The sequence below is a fragment of the Methylobacterium sp. J-030 genome, assembly GCF_022829545.1.
Taxonomy (GTDB): Bacteria; Pseudomonadota; Alphaproteobacteria; order Rhizobiales; family Beijerinckiaceae; genus Methylobacterium.
This window is the reverse complement of the sequence record NZ_JAKSYM010000168.1, coordinates 40876-59283: the sequence shown is the minus strand read 5'-3', so window position 1 is coordinate 59283 and position 18408 is coordinate 40876. Positions and strand designations below refer to the sequence as shown.

The following is an 18408-nucleotide window of genomic DNA, read 5'->3' as shown; positions in this document are numbered from 1 at the left end:
GGGCAAGGGCCGGGTGGTGCGGGCGGACGCGGAGGCGCGGGTGGCGATCCTGTCGCTCGGCACGCGTCTGGCGGAGGGGCTGAAGGCGGCCGATACGCTGGCGGATCAGGGCATCGCGGTGACGGTTGCGGATGCGCGGTTCGCCAAGCCGCTGGACGAGGCGCTGATCCTGGATCTGGCGCGGGATCACGAGGTGCTGATCACGATCGAGGAGGGGTCCCGGGGCGGGTTCGGGGCGATGGTTCTGCACCTCCTGTCCGAGAAGGGGGCGCTGGATGCGGGCCGGGTGCGGGTCCGGACGCTGACGCTTCCGGACGCCTACCAGGACCACGACAGCCCGGAGAAGATGTACGCCGAGGCCGGGCTCGACGCGCAGGCCATCGTCAGGATGGCGATCGATACCCTGCCGGCAGCGGCCGGCAAGGCCGAGCCGGCCAGCAACGTGGTGAACGTGCGCCGCCGCCCGCGCTGACGTCACCGTCCGCAACGGTTCTCCCACCACACACCTCATCCTGAGGCGGCGGAGCGCAGCGGGCACCTCAGGATGAGGGCGTGGACGGGAGGCGCGGGGTGATTGCCTTACCCCAGCGCCTGCTCCACCGCCTTGCCGCAGGCCTGCGTGTCGGCGTTGCCGCCGAGGTCGCGGGTGCGCAGCGTCCGCTCCGACAGGACCCGTTCGATCCCGCCGACGATCTCGGCGGCGGCCGTGTGCTCCCCGAGATGCTCCAGCATCATCGCCCCCGACCAGATCTGGCCGATCGGGTTGGCGATCCCCTGCCCGGCAATGTCGGGCGCCGAGCCGTGGACCGGCTCGAACACCGAAGGGTGCACCCGCTCCGGGTTGATGTTGCCGGACGGCGCGATGCCGATCGTGCCCGTACAGGCGGGCCCGAGATCCGACAGGATGTCGCCGAACAGGTTGGAGGCCACCACCACGTCGAACCGGTCCGGGTTCAGCACGAAATGCGCGGTCAGGATGTCGATGTGGTACTGGTCCCACCGCACGTCCGGATAGGACTCGGCCATCGCCTTCACCCGCTCGTCCCAGTACGGCATGGTGATCGAGATGCCGTTCGACTTCGTCGCCGAGGTCAGGTGCTTCTTCGGGCGCTTCTGAGCCAGATCGAAGGCGAATTTCAGGATTCGATCGGTCCCGTGGCGGGTCATGATCGTCTCCTGCATGGCGAATTCGCGGTCCGTGCCGGCGAACATCCGGCCGCCCGCGTTCGAGTACTCGCCCTCGGTGTTCTCCCGGACCACCCAGAAGTCGATGTCGCCGGGCTTGCGGTCGGCGAGCGGGCACTTCACCCCCGGCATCAGCCGCACCGGGCGGAGGTTTGCGTACTGGTCGAACTCGCGCCGGAACAGGATCAGCGAGCCCCACAGGGAGATGTGGTCGGGCACCCGCTCCGGCATGCCGACGGCGCCGAAATAGATCGCGTCGTGCGTCTCGATCTGCGCCTTCCAGTCCTCCGGCATCATCCGGCCGTGCTGCTCGTAGTAGTCGCAGCTCGCGAAATCGAACCAGTCGAGCTGGAGGCTGAAGCCGTGGCGCTTGGCCGCCTGCTCCAGCACGCGCACGCCCTCGGGCACCACCTCCTTGCCGATGCCGTCGCCCGGGATCACCGCGATGCGGTAGCGGCGCTTCTGGCTGGTCTCTGGGCCGGGCATGAATCCTCCACGCGTTTCGAAAGAGCGGGTTCTCGGCGTCAGGTGATTGGTCCGCGCCGGTATCGGGTCAACAGGCCGGCCTGACAATCAGTCGATTTCGCCCGCCATGGCCCGGCGCTGGCGGTCGAGTTCCTCGCTGTAGCGCTTGAGCGTGTGGCTCTCCGTGAGCAGGCCCAGCACCTTCCGGGTCTCGGGCCCGTCGACCACCGCGAGCGCTTCGCTCTCGGTGCGGTCGAAGGCGGCGGCGGCGTCCTTGGCGTTCATGCCCGGGGTGAGGAAATCGTCGGCGTGCAGCAGCAGGTCGGCGAGGGCGGGCTGCGCCGCGGCGTCGGCATCCCGCGCGGCGGCGTGCGCCTCGGGCACGTTCACGATGCCCGCATAACGCCCGCGCCCATCCACGGCGATCACCCGGGAGGGCGAGCCGAGGGGATGCGCCCGCAGGAAGGTGGGCAGCGGGCTATCGACAGCCGCGGTGCTCGTATCCCGGCGCATCAGCCGCCCCACGGTGAGCGAGCGGATCCAGCCGATGTCGTGCGGGCTGCGGATGCTCTCGCCGCGCAGGTGGAAGCGCCAGGTCGCGAAGGAGTAGCCGAAGGTCTTGCGCACGGTGAGCGAGGACGCGATCACCGCGGCGAGCACCAGCCCGGTGATCGGCAGGCTGCCGGTGATCTCGAGCGTCAGGAACGTCATGGTCAGCGGCCCGCCGATCACCGCCACCGCGAGCGCGCTCATGCCGATCACCGCGTAGGCGAGCGGCGTGAGGCCGAAGCCCGCGAGCGCCGGCACCAGCAGGGGCGCGGCGGCGGCGAACAGCTTGCCGGCAATCGCCCCGAGGAACAGCGAGGCGAAGAACAGGCCGCCCCGGAAGCCGGAGCCGATCGAGATCGCCGAGGCCACCGCCTTGGCGGCGAACAGCCCGGCGAGCGCCGCGATCCCGTGGCCCTGCGCCTCGGCGGCGAAGTGCATGTGCAGGGCGCCGTGGCCGCCCGAGAGCACCTGCGGCGTCGCGACGAGCGCCAGCGCCCCGACGCAGAGCCCCCCGAAGGCCGGCGCGGCCACCCGCGGGATCCGCGACGCCTGGACCAGCCGCTCCACCAGGGTAACCCCGCGCATGATCAGGATCCCCAGCCCGGCGCAGACGAGGCCCAGGGCGAGGCTCGGCAGGATCTCCATGCTGGTGACGTGCGAGGTGGTGATCGCCTGCACGTCGCCGAAATCGACCAGCGGCTGCGTCGCGATCAGCGACTGCGCGATCAGGTTGCCGCAGAGGGCGGCGACCACCACCGGGGTCAGCGTGGCGATGGAGTAGGTGCCGATGATCAGCTCGAAGGCGTAGAAGGCGCCGGCCAGCGGCGCGCCGAACCCGGCCGCGATGGCCCCGGCGGCGCCGCAGCCGACCAGGGTCCGCAGGTCGCCCCGGCGGACCTCGAAGGCGATGCCGAGTCGGGAGGCGAGGCCGGAGGCGAGCTGCGTGTAGCCGGCTTCCAACCCCACCGAGGCACCGCTCCCGTTCGAGACGACGTTCTGGAGGGCGAGGTAGAGGCTGTCGCGCAGGGACATCCGGCCGCCGTGCAGGGCGTTGGCCTCGATCGGATCGATGGCGGGGCGCTTGCGCGGGCCGCGGATGAAGCCTGCCGCGACGATCACCAGCCCGAGCAGCGCGCCGCCGAGGCACGGCCCGACGAGCAGGAGCACCGGCGACACGGTCTCGGCCGCGCTGAGCCGCATCCCCGAGGGCAGGAGGAAGAGCAGCTCGCGCAGGCTCTGCGTGGCCCAGTTCATGGCGGAGACCGCGACCCCGGCGACGCAGCCCACCAGGGTGGCGAGCGCGACGAGGCCGCCTTCGCTGCGGCGGACGAGGCTGCGCAGCCGCCCCGGCGCCTGGACGATCCCGGCGCCGGACCAGCGGCGCCGGGCATGCGCCTGTGGCCCGGCCCCCCGTGCCGGTGGGTCGATCGGCCGGTCGGCTGTGGTGCGGTCCCTGCCCGTGTTGCCACCCTGGGCCGTCGCTGGCTGTCGTGCGCTCACGGCTTGTCCGTTCACCCCGCCGTCCGTTCACCCCGGTCCGATGGTCCCACTATAGAGCGCTGCGTGCCGAAGTGGACGCCGGTTCGGCCGCGTCGACCTCGACGCTGCAAAGGCCGCGCGCCTCGCTTGAAAACTGCCGCGGCCCACGATACACCCCCCGCCAGTGCCGCCGTAGCTCAGTTGGTTAGAGCACCAGATTGTGGATCTGGGGGTCCCCCGTTCGAGCCGGGGCGGTGGTACCATCCATTCAGCCGGGCAGCGCAAGGGGTTGGCGGATCGCCGGCCCCTTTTGCGTCCGGGGTTCGTCCGCTCGATGACGCTGTGGTGCCGCGCTCGCGCATCCGCAGTTCCCCCCGCCCCCCGGGGACGCTAAGACCGCTCCTGAACGCGGCGGCGGATCCCGCCCCGCGACCGGGCTTGCCGGGACATGTGAGATGAGCATCCCTGAACGGCGCGTGCGAACCCTCTTCGACGAGGCGGCCATCGCCAAGCGCAACGACGAACTCGCCCGCGAGATCCTAGCGACGCGGCCGGAGAACCTCCTGGTCGTGGCCGTGCTCAAGGGCAGCTTCATGTTCGCCGCCGACCTGCTGCGGGCGCTGCACCGGGTCGGGCTCGCGCCGCAGGTCGAGTTCGTGCACCTGTCGAGCTACCGCACCGGAACGGTCTCCAGCGGGCAGGTCGCGATCCTGAAAGACGTGCAGAGCGAGGTGCGCGGGCGCGACGTGCTGCTCGTCGACGACATCCTCGAATCCGGCCGGACCGTGGTGTTCGCCAAGGACCTGCTGATGGCCCGCGGCGCCCGCCGGGTGCTCACCGCGGTGCTGCTGGAGAAGCCCGGCAAGCGCGCCGTGACCATCGACGCGGATTTCGTCGGCTTCACCTGCCCCGATGTGTTCGTGGTCGGCTACGGGATGGATGCCGCCCACGCCTTCCGGCAATTGCCCTTCGTGGGGGTGGTCGATTACGGCAGCGGCGATCCCGACCTGTTCGATCCCTGACGGACCGCAGGGCGCCGCGGCATTTTTGCCGCAGGCCCGGCCGCCACGCCTGTTTTCGGCGCATGCCGTCTTGACAGGCAGCGGATCGGTCTGCGTCTGTCGTCTGTCGAGGGCTCGACGTCGTCGCGACGGGGCCTGGGGATCGAGGACGTTCACGGGACCACATGGCGCGCATCCTCCTGGTGGATGACGAAGAGACTGTCCGGGGCTTCCTCAAGCGGGGGCTCGAGATCGACGGGCACGCGGTCGTCACCGCCAACGATGGAAGCGACGGGCTCGACCGCCTGAACGAGGCGGATGGCGGCTTCGATCTGATGCTCACCGACATCCGCATGCCGCTGATGGACGGCATCGCCCTGGCGCTGGCGGCCAAGCGCGACTTCCCGGATCTGACCATCCTGCTGATGACCGGCTTCGCGGACCAGCGCGAGCGGGCACGCGGGCTCGACGCGATCGTCACCGACGTGCTGACGAAGCCCTTCTCGCTGGCGGATCTGCGAGCCACGGTGCGGCGCGCGCTCGCGGCCTGACACCGCAGGCATCCGGCACGCGGTCGTGGAGATTGCGGTTAGGCTTGGGCGATCGTCGCGTCCGCCGGGTTGAGCGGCGGCGCGGCGGCTGGTAGCAAACGCATCCGGAGCCGGTGTAGCACAGCGGTAGTGCAGCGGTTTTGTAAACCGAAGGTCGGGAGTTCGATCCTCTCCACCGGCACCAGCATTTCGTTCAACGATTGCAGTAGGTTAGGCCAGTCCCAAGGGAACGATGACCGCACTCTCACACAGCGGCATCACACATTGTCCCTCCGAATCGCCCGACCGTGGAGGGACCCTAAGACAGGGGTCTACCATCTCCGCCAACGAACCCCCGCCGATCTTGTCGCACGGCTGAAAGGCGGGACCGTCCGGCTTCCAATCGGCGAGGCTTGGGTCGCAGTCAGCGTAGGCGCCATCGTACAGGCCTCGCTCAGGACCAAAGAGCCACGGGAAGCACGGGTTCGGCACTCGATAGCTGATGGTGCCCTCAAAGGGTTCTGGCAGGCTCAAAGGTGTGGAAGCCCATCAGAAGCGCAGATTGTCGCACAGGCGGTCGAAGCTTCCTCTCCTACACGCCTTACCACCCTTCCTGTGGTCCCCTCCCCTACCGCAACCGTTGGACCTCTCTCCACCGTGGGCGACCTATTCGAACGATGGGCAACGGATCGTGCGGACAAGCGGGCCCCCAACACGATCAAGCGTTACCGTGGGAGCATCCGGTCGTTTGATGCCTTCACTAAGGGGCGGGACATTCGAACCCTGACCGGTGACGATGTGTTTGCGTGGGCCGTGCATAGACGAGACAGGGAAGGCATCAGCCCACGCGCGATCAACAAGAACGATCTGGTAGCCGTGAGTTCGGTGTTTCGATGGGGTGCCGGCCGGGCTTCGGGTCAGATCCTGTCGACCAACCCGGCCACTGGCATATCCCTAGATGAGCCTAGAATCGTCCTACAGCGGGAGCGGACGTTTCGAGACTGTGAGATAGCGGCCATCCTCTTGGCGGCCCTACAGGTCACGCCAGATCCCCGGAACCCGACCCGTAGCGCGGCCCGTCGATGGTGTCCTTGGCTTGCGGCCTATAGCGGGGCCCGGATAGCCGAACTGACGAACCTTCGCCGTGAGGACATACGGAGCGAAGGTGGAGTCGCATTCATGCATCTCAGGGTGACGAAGACAGGCGAAGCCCGAACCGTCCCCATCCATGCCCACCTGATTGAACAGGGCTTCCTAGCGTTCGTGGAAGTGTGTGGGCCTGGACCGCTGTTCTATGATCCGAAGCGCCACGGTGAACGATCATCGACCTCACCGGCAGAGCTACAGGGACACAAGGTTGGTAAGTGGGTGCGCGAGACCGTCAAGCTGGATCAAGGCGTCGATCCGAACCACGGCTGGCGACACACTTGGAAGACGCACGCGCTTGCAGTTGGTATCGAAGAACGCCTACGCGACGCAATCACCGGTCATCGTGTTGCGTCAGTAGGTCGGCGATACGAAACGCCGACTTTAAGGATGCTCGCGGACGCTATGAGGCGTTTCCCCCGCTACATGATGCCAATCGTTAAAACACAACAAAACTAACTTGTCGCAACAGTAACAGAAAAGCATCAACACGTAGGATGACAACATTACATGAACTATTATCATCCTGTCAGTTTATCGTCATCGCACTACATGCCTTACTCTGGCTAGACCGCTACTTTTCATTTTCTGAACCTCTATCTTTTTAAGCGACATTTTTAACTTCCCTGCTATCCATTGCTTGTCTTCTATCTCTAACGGAAAATAATAAGCGTATATATGCATCACAACACGAAGTAGAGCCATGATAGAACTCTCATCACCGTATCGCCTCAAACAGTCCTCAACATAGTCTTTGTCAATCTTACCCGTATGATACAACCGAGCAACTAACAACACAAACGAAAAGTTGTACGGGATATTGCCTTTCAGTGTCAGAGCATCCCCATTTTCGTACTTACTAGACAGTTTTGCTAATGCACGTATTGAATGTTCTTGGCCAAGATACCGAGCTAAGCCTGCATGGGACAAATATATCGACCAAAAGGCAAATATTCTGGTTACTTTTTCGTATTTCTCTTCATCTGTGAGTTTTGATTTGTGATAGATTTTGCTAATAACATCTTTCTGATTCTCTTTGTCATGCAATAAGACCGTCGCTATTGCATGATTAAGCGACGCATATCTACCGCTGGCCTGCACCATCCTTGTAATGCAGTCTAGGATCAACCGAGCATCGTAAGTGCCCGTTCGTGAGTTTAATATCTGCCCGATTATCGAATGTATACGCAGCAGGGCATTCACACTTTTCATATATGAGTCCGCGTCGGTCGCTCCATCTTCGATGTTAGTGTTAAACTTTCCGTCACCAATACTTGAGTTTAAGAATGGTAGCGTGTATCTTGCAACCACGCGTTCGGCGTCCTCGATAATATCAGCCACTTTCTCCTGCAAAAGGGCGACCCTGTTTTCGTTAACATCGGATTTTGCATCGATCAGCAGGTTTTCTTTTGTCGCCAGCCCAAGTGTTATTTCGCGAGTATCGTCAGATAGGACCCAATCGTCCGCTTTTGAAAATAACTGATCAAGTGTCGTTAGTAATGATGTCAGGACAAAGTTGTCATTTGAGAAATATGCAATATATATTACTATATTAGCAAACTTCTTTTGGAATATGTTCTCTGCGCATGAACTCACAAACTCGACATACTTGGCGTGATCATTAACTTGCAAAGTCTTTACGACAAATCTAGCGCAAAGGAAATACCACAAATATTCTTCATAAAAACTGTAGCCATCCTCATCTTCTCTAATGAACAAGCCAATGGCCATCGCTTTAAGAGATTGTTTGGATGAAAGGTACTGATCCTCAAAAATATCTAGACATTCATCGAAACTATCTCTTGAAATACAACCAGCCGCATTTTCGTTATATGCGCGATACGCAACAAGAGCTAAAAAGTTTTTAGCCTCATCAAAAGATCGCCAGTTAATACTGGCCTTTTGTAGTCGGCTCGTTATGAGCGTATCATAACAAGCCGCAAACGAAGAGAAGGCAATATCGGATCCGGTTGCAGTATCGATCAGCTCAAGGAAAGTAATCGCTGTATATGCAAACTTTTCCAGTTCAGTTTGACCAAAAACAAGTTGAAGCTTTTCATATGTTGTAAGAACTGCCAAATCGCTAGCAGACTCTTCCTCAGAGTATCCAACATTTAGCCATTTTCTAACAAGTTCGAACAGTTTTGCATCATTCAGTGGGGTTATTTGGGCAGTAAATGGCGTTGGAAGGTCATTAGAGGCAAACAGCACCGAAGGCGCACTAGAGTACGAAGTTATTATTGATCCGGCATATACCTCATGTATCGTCTTTACGATTATCTCTTTTATACGGTCACTTAATGTGCACTCATCAAAGTCGTCGATGATTATTTTGAACTTACCGTTTGGGAAATCGGTCAGACCATATTGCTTAACCTTTGCTGTATCAATGATTTTCTCAATAGACCTGTTCTTGATTTGCTTACCACTAATCAGAATGCATGGACTGCCTGTCTCTGTGAGTTTTTCCTGCATAACTTTTGCAGCTAACGTTTTACCGGATCTATCCGTTCCGGTAACAAGAACAGCCTGCTCCGCCTCACAAACTTCCACAAGACGCTCAAAGGTTGTGATTTGTTCCTTATTACTTTCGGCGTAGACGTTTGGGCCAATCGCGACTAGTTTTTCATCGAACACCTGTAGGTTTACATGCCGAATGAAATCTATATGATACAACCTGGAAAGGTATTCCACACTCAACTCAGGCGGTTGAAGCTTTTTTTTTAGGGCGGATACAACGACTTTGATCCCTTTAATAACCTCAAGCCAAGCCGCATCACGTTGTTGAGCATCCGTACGTGAGCTTGCGCCGCGAGTTACCGGCGTGCCGTCCGGCGGCAGCGCATTGTACTTTCTAAGATTTCCAACGTCCCAATCGCAATCCCGCACGATAATCGGGATGATTTCTGCCTCTCCAGCATCACGGATTTTCACCGCCTCCAAATATTCCTTCTCGAAACAGTAATCAGAAGTTATGAAATCATTACTTATCAGAAACAAAAATATTTGGCTTTCATGAAGACGCGAGTCTATTTCATTTTCGAGCAGCCCTCCCGGAGGAATCATTCGGTCGTGCCAAACGTCTATAAATCCACCCCTTTTCAAGGCAGAAAAATGCTTGATAAGTTCATTTTTGAGCCATTCATCCGCGTGGGAGTAGGATATAAATACACGCAGCGCATCGGTCTTCATGCTTGACCTTACTTCAAAGATGTTAGCTTACTTTGAGAGATAGATACTTATAGAGCTTATAATGTTCAAACGGATTGACAGCTAACCCGAACCTATGTCGCTTTTTCTGAGGCAGCGCCGCCTCGTTGAGTTTCATTACGTCTTTTGGAGGTAAACCCTAGCAGCACAGTGGCGCGAGACAGTTCCCCCACCCAAACGGCGTCTCATTTGGGTTGCCTACGCCATTGCGAGACAGTATGGTGGGAGGGTCTAGAACCATAAGAGATGGATGCCTCGCTGATGGCTATCTACGGTTACGCCCGGGTCAGCAGTTCATCACAGAGCCTAGCGATACAGCAAGAGGCTTTGGAAACTTCCGGTTGTGATGTGATCCGATCCGAGAAGGCGACTGGCACGAAGCTGGATGGGCGGACCGAACTTGAAACCCTCATCCAGTTCGCACGGCCCGGTGACTCGATAACTGTTACACGGATCGACAGGCTTGCCAGATCGGTGGGGGACCTTGCGGGCATCGTGCAGCGCCTGGAAGCGAAGGGCGTATCCCTGAGGGTCCTTGAGCAACCTGTGGATACGTCCAGTGCGGCAGGGCGGTGCTTTTTACAGATGCTAGGCGTGTTTGCGGAGTTTGAAACGGCCATCCGACGTGAGCGACAGCTTGAAGGTGTCGCGAAGGCAAAGGCGGAAGGCATCTACAAGGGCAGGAAACCAACCATCGACGCCGAACGGATCAAGGCGCTTGCGTCACAGGGCATGGGAGCAACCGCGATAGCCAAGGAACTGAATGTTGCGCGGGCGTCCGTTTATCGTCTGATGAACCGGGCTTGAAATCAGCACCTTGGAACTAACCGAAGTTGCCGGGCTGGCATTGATGAACGTCAATAACGGCTACTCCAACCCCATATGTGACGCCATTCCGCGCGAGTAAAGACTCAGTTCGCTGATAGCATAGGGGAAATCTATTTGAAAAGTCAGACATCGCACCGTCAACAGCGCTCAATCCTTGGTAGTACTGCGGACATACGACTACATATCCCCCAATATCAAGATCTTGGTGACCGGCCAGTGATTTAACAGCGCCGATGATTTGTTTTATGCGGCTTACATCCGACGCGACTTTGAACCTATCCGTCCAGAGCTTGTATTCCACCAGTAAGTCCAGATCAATCGTTGTCTCACGAAGCGCATCAGTGAAGGCCGCCATGTCGATACGGAAGTTTCCCAAGCCGGCCAATGCATTTCGATCAACGTGCCATTGATAGAGAAAAGTCCTTATTGGAAGCTCAACCGATACTCGATCCGAAGTTGCGCGGTGATACGACTGTGCACTAAAATCCCTAATGAACCCTTCAATAGCCGTTAGCTGTCCGGCCATCTGTGAATAGTACCGAATGGCTTGGAATGCGATGTCACCGAGAAGCTGACAACTATGTTTTTTGGCCATCAAAGTCGATTACTACATTGATACTAGATAATCAGACTTAAAAAGTTAAAAAACAGGATTTTGGTCTGCGCGTCAGGGGACTACAACTTCAAAATCTATGCCTCCATGTTCCCATGTGGCGTCCCATTCACCCCCGTCCTGTAGCCGAAAGCCAAAGCACAGGGTCCAATCTAACCAATCGGTCTGTTCCATCCAATCGTATAGTTCGCCCGTGTCCCTGAATGACCGGTCGAACGCTAGCTGGAACTCCGCATAGGCCGATATGATAGGGAGCGGACCGTTTTCGAAGCTGCACGATAACAGTTGTACGGATCGCGCCTGGATAGCCCTCTCAGGATGCAACAGGCCATTCTCGCGATGCTCAGGCTCAGGTTCGATCCGCGCGTATAGCAACGGTTCGACGGATCTTCGAACAAGCGGCCACTGCTCCTTGCTCCAAAAGCGGCGCCTACCCCGTTCTTGCCATAGCTGTTCGCACTGGAAGATAGCGGAGGGTAGGATCGATGTAGGATCCTCCGTAAGATCCGCACTACCGTTCTTAAGGCGGGCTATGACGGTATGATGGCGCATGAAGGATTGTAGCACAGAATGACATCAGTGTGAAACTCTAGACATCAACCGTTGTCTTGTGACTCACCGATTGCGCGATGACAGCTTGGCCTTCAGAACTATTGAGCCACGCTACGGCTTGCAACTCTGTTTTGAAGTGAGGCCCTGCTAAATACGGCGAAAGTTTCCCCCTTACGGGGATGACTACGCGCCAGTCGCCATATCTCCTCATTACATACGGTGGGGACGACATGGCTTTTAACATAGCTGACCATTCCCTACCGCATTGCACGGGCATCTAGTTCAGTGCTGCAACATTGAACTTTTGATTTACGCGACCTATTGGACACTCAAACGTGAAGTGGTAAATCTATATAACTGATATACTTGATCCTCATTAGTCTGATACGTTCCTGATGGATCATCGGAAATCAGTTTGAGGCCGGCTTGGTTAAAAAACTCATCGATCCCATCTATACCGTGAATGAACGGCTCACCTAGCGACCGCATTGCGTCTACAAACTTGGTAACAGCCTCAAAATCGCTATACCCTGAGACGACCTCAGGACGCACATAGTCCATCCAAAACCGCGATCTGGTGTTTCTCAGGATACGGGATATGGACTCCAAAATAATGGTGCACTGCTCTGGCGTGAAATACATCGATCCACCCTCCCAAATCACCAGGGTAGCTTGATCTGGGTCGAAATCAGCGTGGTCGAATAAGACTTCAGAGATGTCGTGTTCATTCAGATCGACAGGAACGGTGAAGCTATTGCTTTGGTCTAGTCTTAGGGCGACCATTAACTCAGATCGGCGCCGCAGCATATGAGGAAGGTCTAGATTGAAAATCTTCGACCCGGCAGGAAGCGCGACTCGATTGAACCGAACGTCGAATCCAGAGCCTATGTTTATAACTTGACAGCTGGACCCTTTGTGGAAGTTCTCAAGCGTGTCATCAAGGTGCTTAGTTCTTGCAGCGACCATAGGTTGAAGCTGTGGTGCGATAAGACAGAACCGTTCTGCTAGCAGCCTACCATGACGTTCTGCAATCTTAGAAGCCAAGGTGTCTTCAAACAACCGATCTTCCGCAGGACGATCCTGTTCTAAAGCGCGAAGTCCAGCGATCAATCGTGCAGATGCTTTCGTGCGATGCTCAAACAGAGCATGTATCTTAGCTTCATCGAACGCATTTCGTCGGAGAGCATAAGTGTCCTGCACCCAATAAGTGAAGTTTGCCTCCGCAACTAGGTCTTGACCATTGTGCATTTCAATCCGAACGGTCTCTAAGACGCGCCGCCCTTGGAAGAATCTCTTTGCAATAAGTGGGTGGCGGTCCGAGGATATACGCGCTGTGCAGATAAGATCGTCCGTACTTGGTTTGATCCACTTAGTATCAGCCCGCGCGCCCCAGAGGTAAGCACCGTAATCGGTCTCTTGAGCGTGGATGCCGACAAGCGGAACTCCATTTAAGATAGTTCCAAGAGCAATACCGCCGGTATAATCAGCAGCGATCATCATCACAGCGGCCTGATGTGCTATGTGCTGATTTGAGCCGTTAACGTTTAGTGGCAATACAGTCTTTGCATATCCTCTCTGTGTATCCAATACCTTCCAGTCTAAGAACGCGAGGACTGGCACAGATCTATGGAACTCTTCTGTTAGCTTGACAGGATCAGCACGCTTGGATCTATCGGCCACCCAGTCGCTATCAACTATAGTCCGGGCACTCTCATCAACCAATGACATCATATGTTCTCTAGCAATCCCAGATCTACAGGCGGTCGAGATTAGTCTATTTAAGTAAAGACTGGCGGAAACGCGTCGATCATCAATACAGGCAACTTAGGACGATAGTTAGTTGTGGCAGGCAAGGGATATGCCGGTCGACTTTGTGCCAAAATGCGACAGATTGTTCAACTCTTTGTGACCTGTTGGCGCTCCTGCATCTCGGCAAGTAGGCACGCCTAGCAGCAATGCACTGAGATGCGTTCGCCAACTTTACGCGGAGAGACACGGATCGCGGGTGCCACATCGTTCGACAGGCGTGGAGACCTCAAGCTTGATGCAGCGATCCTGAGGGATTTGCGGAGGCATCAGGGAGCCACGGACGATCATAAGGGTGGGGTTGGGGACGCCCAAGACGATCTGCCAGGACCGCTCATACGGACCCCGTTGTGGCTCGCCCCTTCCTTTTTAGCCCACCTAGTTTCCCACCGCTGACCCGTAGAGAGCCCACAGCACCGACCTACGCTTTCTCAGGGGCGCAGGGACGATGCAGGGCAGTGAGAGCCGATGCCAATAACTGTTGTGGGCCTTGATCCGTGGCCGTTCTTGGATCGGGGGCACCAAGGTTCGGCCCGCTATTTATAGGGCCGATGATCCGTCCAGCCGCTTCAAGGGCGCTACAGACGATCCTGAGCGATTCCATGGGCAAGTGGGACCGGCCCTGAACATAGACCGATCATCCGATGGGGCTTACGGACTGCTAGGCGCCTTCCCTTCTATGCCCAACTCGGACGATAATCCCGGCGCTATGACGCGAATGGGTTGGCCGTTAGCGTCCAGTCCAGATCGTGATTGCTGAGACAGAGGTAGGGCTGGCGTTGTCCGCTGATCCTGAACGCCTTGAGACCGGGGCCCATACCCGACCCACAGGAAGGAAAGAACACCAGAGACCAAGGCTAATCCGACGACTATGGACAGCCTAGACCGAACCGTCGCCTGCACCCGACTGACTCCCACGCTATCGATCTGTGCTCCTTGGGGATCGATCTGAACCTTCTCAGGGATGGTGAAGGGTGATGCAAGGGGATCAGCGATTATTACAACAACTGTCATGGACCCAGGCGGGCAACGACCCTCAGATTGGACGCACCAGAACCGGCAGACCACCCAGGAGGAACGGGACCACCTGATCTGTTCGAAGGCTCTAAGGGCGACCGTGAGCAATCCGCAAGGCATCGTGGATCGGTGATGAACCTGAGGCGGACAGATGGCGATTGATGGCCTTGGAACTGTTTGCGGTCGCTACAAGCACCGTGGGGGCACCGGAGACGAATGGTTGGCTCCGGTGCCTCCTATCGCCTCTTACGCGGCCTTCAATATCGGACGTTCCTGACCGCGTCGAGGATTCCTGAGTCGTTCATCCAGCATATCCAACTGACCAGCGGTCTGCTCCCGTTCGATGGCAATAAGGTAGCGTGCAGTTCCTACAGCCATGCGGACGGTGGGACGATGACGCCGAAGCACGTTGCCCGCACTGTCTAGCAGAAAAGGCAACTCAGAGATGATTCCCTCAAGGCAGTTCTTTTCGTGCCTGAACGCTTCGCCCATCTTCCCGTCGCATTGATAGGATAAGTAGTTCGCTTCTTCTGCACCCCTTGAGAGAATGTTGCGCAGAACGAACCTAAAATCGCTACTTGTGTTATCGTATGCGCGGTCCAAAATCCTACAGATGATGTTAGAGTTTTGATTTAGCATTGTAAAATGATGTTCCCTTAGGTCAAAAAATCTTATAAAGATAAGAGTCGGCATGTTGTATCAGCTTAGATTTTACCGCCTCTTACTGTGACTAGAATGCTTTCCGTCTCAAATTTTGAATCAGCCTTCGAATTTGATCCTTCCTGTCTTTGGGCGATGATGATTGTTCGGCGGCACGATACAGGCGCCATTCCATTTCTATCGATGAGATACGCGCCCTTCTCAGTTCAAGGTAAAGTGCAAAGATACCCGCATCGCCATTCCCGTTTTGCTTTCCGAAGGTTTCCCATCTGTCTGTTGCCGCCCTGATAATGACTGACTGTTCCGGAGTGAGTTCCGCGTTTTCACCATTGTCGGATACAGCGGGAAGATCATAGAAGTCATCATCGCCTTCGAACCAGGATCGCTGTTTAAGCCATACGTCGACCGTCAGAGACTCTTTTTCTTTAGTGTAGTCGAGGAAGAAGCTTGCCTTACGATCTTGCGACTGACAGGGGAGAACGGAAAGCTGAGATGGATTCGGTCTACAATCGATACCATCAAACCGACGGTCAATGCTTGCGCATCGCTTCGCGGTCTTCTTTCCTTTCATCCATCCTTGAGTTTTTAGAGTATACCTTATTTCATGATAGATTGCAATACTCTCCTCGAATAACATTGGTCTATCTGTTGGAATGTAGATCCGGAACCTCGGTTTTTGTCTGGTATGACGAAAGGTGCTATAGGCAATAAAAGGGATCGCTGGAAAAGCTTGTTCAAACATCTTAGGTGTCAAATCCCCGTCCTCGATGTCTATCCATATCCCCCGTGATAGCGCCACGTTCCCCTGATACCGCGTGTTCTCGTTCTTCGTGAGTGCAGGATCAAACAGCGCACCGGCAATACAGGGAATGTCGTTTTTTTGGGAATAGACCTCTTTGAATCTTTTCTTTAAATAACCAATGAACTGATTTTCTGTCATAGTGATACATAATGGATTAGTTTCGTGCCATGTCTTGAAATAGGAGCCTCTAAAATCGCGGACGAAAGTGCCTATAGAGTTATAAGTCTTTCGTCCTGTTTCATCCAAAAAAACGACTCGCTCAAGCAAATCAGGTGCGAGATTACGGGCGAAGCCCACGCTTTGCGTTAACTCATCTTTTCTCCGTCGCTCATAGTTGCGCTTCCTGTCATTGTCGCTGGTGTGTTTCCGTGGCCTACCAGTCTTTCTGTCTGGTAGAGGCGCGAGACCCAGCGGCTTTATCGTTGATCCAGGGAACCGCTCTGACAACAGTTTTGCTTCTTCGAGACAGGTGACTACCCACTTTGCTTCGTCCCCTATCTCATCCTTCCTCAAAGCGGTCCGCAAGAAGGCTTGGTAGAGATTGCCTACCATTGCCCGTGCTTGCTTCTCACCATCGAACCCAATCACCTGTTTGAGGATTTCGGACTGGCCTGGATCATAGTTGGTAGCCATCAGCACAGCGGCGTTCCTGTAGTCGCTGTAGGCGTTCAGACCAGCGGAGACCGGCGGTAGAGGCACCCCGTTCTCGCATTGATTGAGGATGCTAGTGTCTGCCCTGTCCTTGTTCTCGACCCACAGGAACGGCCTACCTTCCATCAGCTGTTTGATAGCATCCCGTAGGTCAGTGTTTCCTTCTTTTTCCAGTCGATGCTGCAGGTTCTTCGAGTTTCGTCCCTCATACCCATAGTAGATGGTTAGGCGCGGGTTCTCAGGGTGCCTCGGCCTCAGGATGGATCGCTTGATATCATCATCCTCCCGCCAGTTTACTCCGAGGTTCTTCCAGTGATAGTATGTAAGCGAATCTTCGAACCATGCCGAAGCTATCGTTACTCCATCGAAGCCTAGAAATCTGTCGGGCTTTCGGAACCCATAGACGGTGAGTTGTCCTTTCGACTTAACATTTGATTTTAGGTCATTTAGCTGCTTGCTGTTGACATAACATTCACAGTCGCTTTGCAACATTAGCGAACACATCGGACGTAGATTTGACCAGACATCATCTCTGTTTTTGTTATCGACGATACGCTTGAGTTTTGAACTGTCAACGATCCTCACACGGGCATAGTTCGGCCCCGTTTCCCCCAACTCAATGTGGTCAGTTATCAGATTGTGGCTGTCAGGTAAGTTGAGTGTTTCACTAACGAAAACCGGAATATCTTCATCTACCAACAGTCGCCATTTCGATTTGTGATAGAAATACGGCAGATTAATAAAACATTGTTGGGTTATGAGAAGAATATCACCCGGGGATACGTGATGTTTGAGGTATGCCAGAACTCTTATGGTCACCGATCCATCCCCGCCATCGTCGCTATAGAACTTTACGATGCGACCGATTGGGTTCAGCGACCTTATTACGCTATCAGTCTCGGTAAGAAGCTTCACCGTTGGAGATATGATGATTGTATTAAACTTGTTTTGCGATCTTTCAATAGCAATAGAAGCATAGGCATGAGTTTTTCCAGCACCGGCCCTCAGGCCGGAACAGTTCATCGAAATCATAGTATTATACTTTGTGTTGAGCCGATTTCTCGAGATGTAGCGCCCGCTGAAATAGAGGGTCACTTATAAAAATGGGCAATGTGGAAATAGGTTCATACAATCGCCATGAGCCGCGAACTACCTCCGATTAACCGGTAGGTACGATGTCGGTATAGACTAGTATTAACGCTCTGTCAACTTACACGCAAAGTTGTACTTAGACCAACTGTAGATTTTTGTTTTGATACAACTGTTATTTTCTGAGTCAGTCAGAAAGCTCTAACACGATTCGATTCAACTGTTTTGTGGGTTTGTTACATGAACACCATAGACGACGAACGGTAGACGACTTTTCATTGCTCAGCGTATTAAATGACCTTTCAAGGCATCAGATAGATGATAGCGCTAGGTTAGGCTTGACGATGCTACAGAACTCTAGCACAAATGGTATCAAGGTTGTCGTTCTTGAGGCGTCTCTTTACTGCAATCAACGGCAAATGAGCGGTGATTATACCGTAAATCGGGAGTTCGATCCTCTCCACCGGCACCGGTCAGATCCCAGCGGAGCCCCGGCCCGTCCCACGGGCCCATGCGACAAGCGCGCGGACTGCGCCGTGCCCTTGTTCATGGCGAGCCGCCAGGCCCGGAGATCGGGCCCATCGCCGACCCCGATGAGGCGGTTACGGGCGGCGGACATCCGGGCGGATGATGGCGAATCGTCCGGCCGTGCGCCACCGGAGCGTTCTCCGCGGCGACGCATCGGCCGGCGCAACACATTCCGACGCGCGCGGTTCGATCAGGTCGAGGTGCGGCCGCGCAGGGCCGCCGGCAAGTCCTATAAATGATGTATCCTTTCCGGCTCCTGACCGGAAGCCGGGTTCGATCGGTCAAGTCATATATATG

12 protein-coding genes and 2 tRNA genes are annotated in these 18408 nt (G+C 56.1%); 7 read left to right on the top strand and 7 right to left on the bottom strand.

Annotated elements, in window-relative coordinates:
- Window positions 1–472 (top strand): transketolase C-terminal domain-containing protein (locus MKK75_RS10595; RefSeq protein ID WP_279593776.1); only part of this gene is annotated, 472 nt, incomplete at its 5' end.
- Between the two features lie 107 nt (window positions 473–579).
- Here the strand turns inward: MKK75_RS10595 and MKK75_RS10590 are convergent.
- Window positions 580–1671 carry a tartrate dehydrogenase gene (locus MKK75_RS10590; protein ID WP_244042543.1) on the bottom strand — a complete coding sequence of 364 codons (1092 nt, stop codon included), beginning with the start codon at window positions 1669–1671 and terminating at the stop codon, window positions 580–582.
- Between the two features lie 87 nt (window positions 1672–1758).
- Complete coding sequence (locus MKK75_RS10585) at window positions 1759–3699, bottom strand: chloride channel protein (RefSeq protein WP_244042542.1); 1941 nt, start codon at window positions 3697–3699, stop codon at window positions 1759–1761.
- Window positions 3700–3864: 165 nt separating this feature from the next.
- On the opposite strand from MKK75_RS10585, the gene MKK75_RS10580 reads away from it, so the two are divergent.
- From MKK75_RS10580 to MKK75_RS36340, 5 genes are all read left to right on the top strand, one after another.
- Window positions 3865–3941: transfer RNA gene (locus tag MKK75_RS10580), tRNA-His, on the top strand.
- A gap of 192 nt (window positions 3942–4133) precedes the next feature.
- Window positions 4134–4700: a hypoxanthine phosphoribosyltransferase gene (hpt, locus tag MKK75_RS10575; RefSeq protein WP_244042541.1), complete on the top strand. Its 567-nt coding sequence runs from the start codon at window positions 4134–4136 to the stop codon at window positions 4698–4700.
- A gap of 164 nt (window positions 4701–4864) precedes the next feature.
- On the top strand, window positions 4865–5230 hold the full coding sequence (locus MKK75_RS10570) for a response regulator (RefSeq protein ID WP_007567202.1): 366 nt from the start codon (window positions 4865–4867) through the stop codon (window positions 5228–5230).
- Window positions 5231–5339: 109 nt separating this feature from the next.
- Window positions 5340–5414 (top strand) — tRNA-Thr (locus MKK75_RS10565).
- A gap of 80 nt (window positions 5415–5494) precedes the next feature.
- Window positions 5495–6814, top strand: coding sequence for a DUF6538 domain-containing protein (locus tag MKK75_RS36340; protein ID WP_409567548.1), 1320 nt, complete (start codon window positions 5495–5497; stop codon window positions 6812–6814).
- Window positions 6815–6895: 81 nt separating this feature from the next.
- On the opposite strand, the gene MKK75_RS10560 is transcribed toward MKK75_RS36340, so the two are convergent.
- Window positions 6896–9547: a TIR domain-containing protein gene (locus MKK75_RS10560; protein ID WP_244042540.1), complete on the bottom strand. Its 2652-nt coding sequence runs from the start codon at window positions 9545–9547 to the stop codon at window positions 6896–6898.
- Between the two features lie 279 nt (window positions 9548–9826).
- On the opposite strand from MKK75_RS10560, the gene MKK75_RS10555 reads away from it, so the two are divergent.
- Window positions 9827–10372 (top strand): recombinase family protein, encoded by a 546-nt coding sequence (locus MKK75_RS10555; protein WP_244042546.1) that lies wholly within the window; start codon window positions 9827–9829, stop codon window positions 10370–10372.
- 16 nt (window positions 10373–10388) lie between these two features.
- On the opposite strand, the gene MKK75_RS10550 is transcribed toward MKK75_RS10555, so the two are convergent.
- From MKK75_RS10550 to MKK75_RS10535, 4 genes are all read right to left on the bottom strand, one after another.
- Window positions 10389–10988, bottom strand: a complete 600-nt coding sequence (locus tag MKK75_RS10550) for a hypothetical protein (protein ID WP_244042539.1) — start codon at window positions 10986–10988, stop codon at window positions 10389–10391.
- 888 nt (window positions 10989–11876) lie between these two features.
- Complete coding sequence (locus MKK75_RS10545) at window positions 11877–13238, bottom strand: SAM-dependent methyltransferase (RefSeq protein WP_244042538.1); 1362 nt, start codon at window positions 13236–13238, stop codon at window positions 11877–11879.
- A gap of 1389 nt (window positions 13239–14627) precedes the next feature.
- Complete coding sequence (locus MKK75_RS10540; RefSeq protein WP_244042537.1) at window positions 14628–14873, bottom strand: hypothetical protein; 246 nt, start codon at window positions 14871–14873, stop codon at window positions 14628–14630.
- A gap of 238 nt (window positions 14874–15111) precedes the next feature.
- Window positions 15112–17517, bottom strand: a complete 2406-nt coding sequence (locus tag MKK75_RS10535; protein WP_244042536.1) for a DEAD/DEAH box helicase family protein — start codon at window positions 17515–17517, stop codon at window positions 15112–15114.
- Window positions 17518–18408 lie beyond the last annotated feature (891 nt).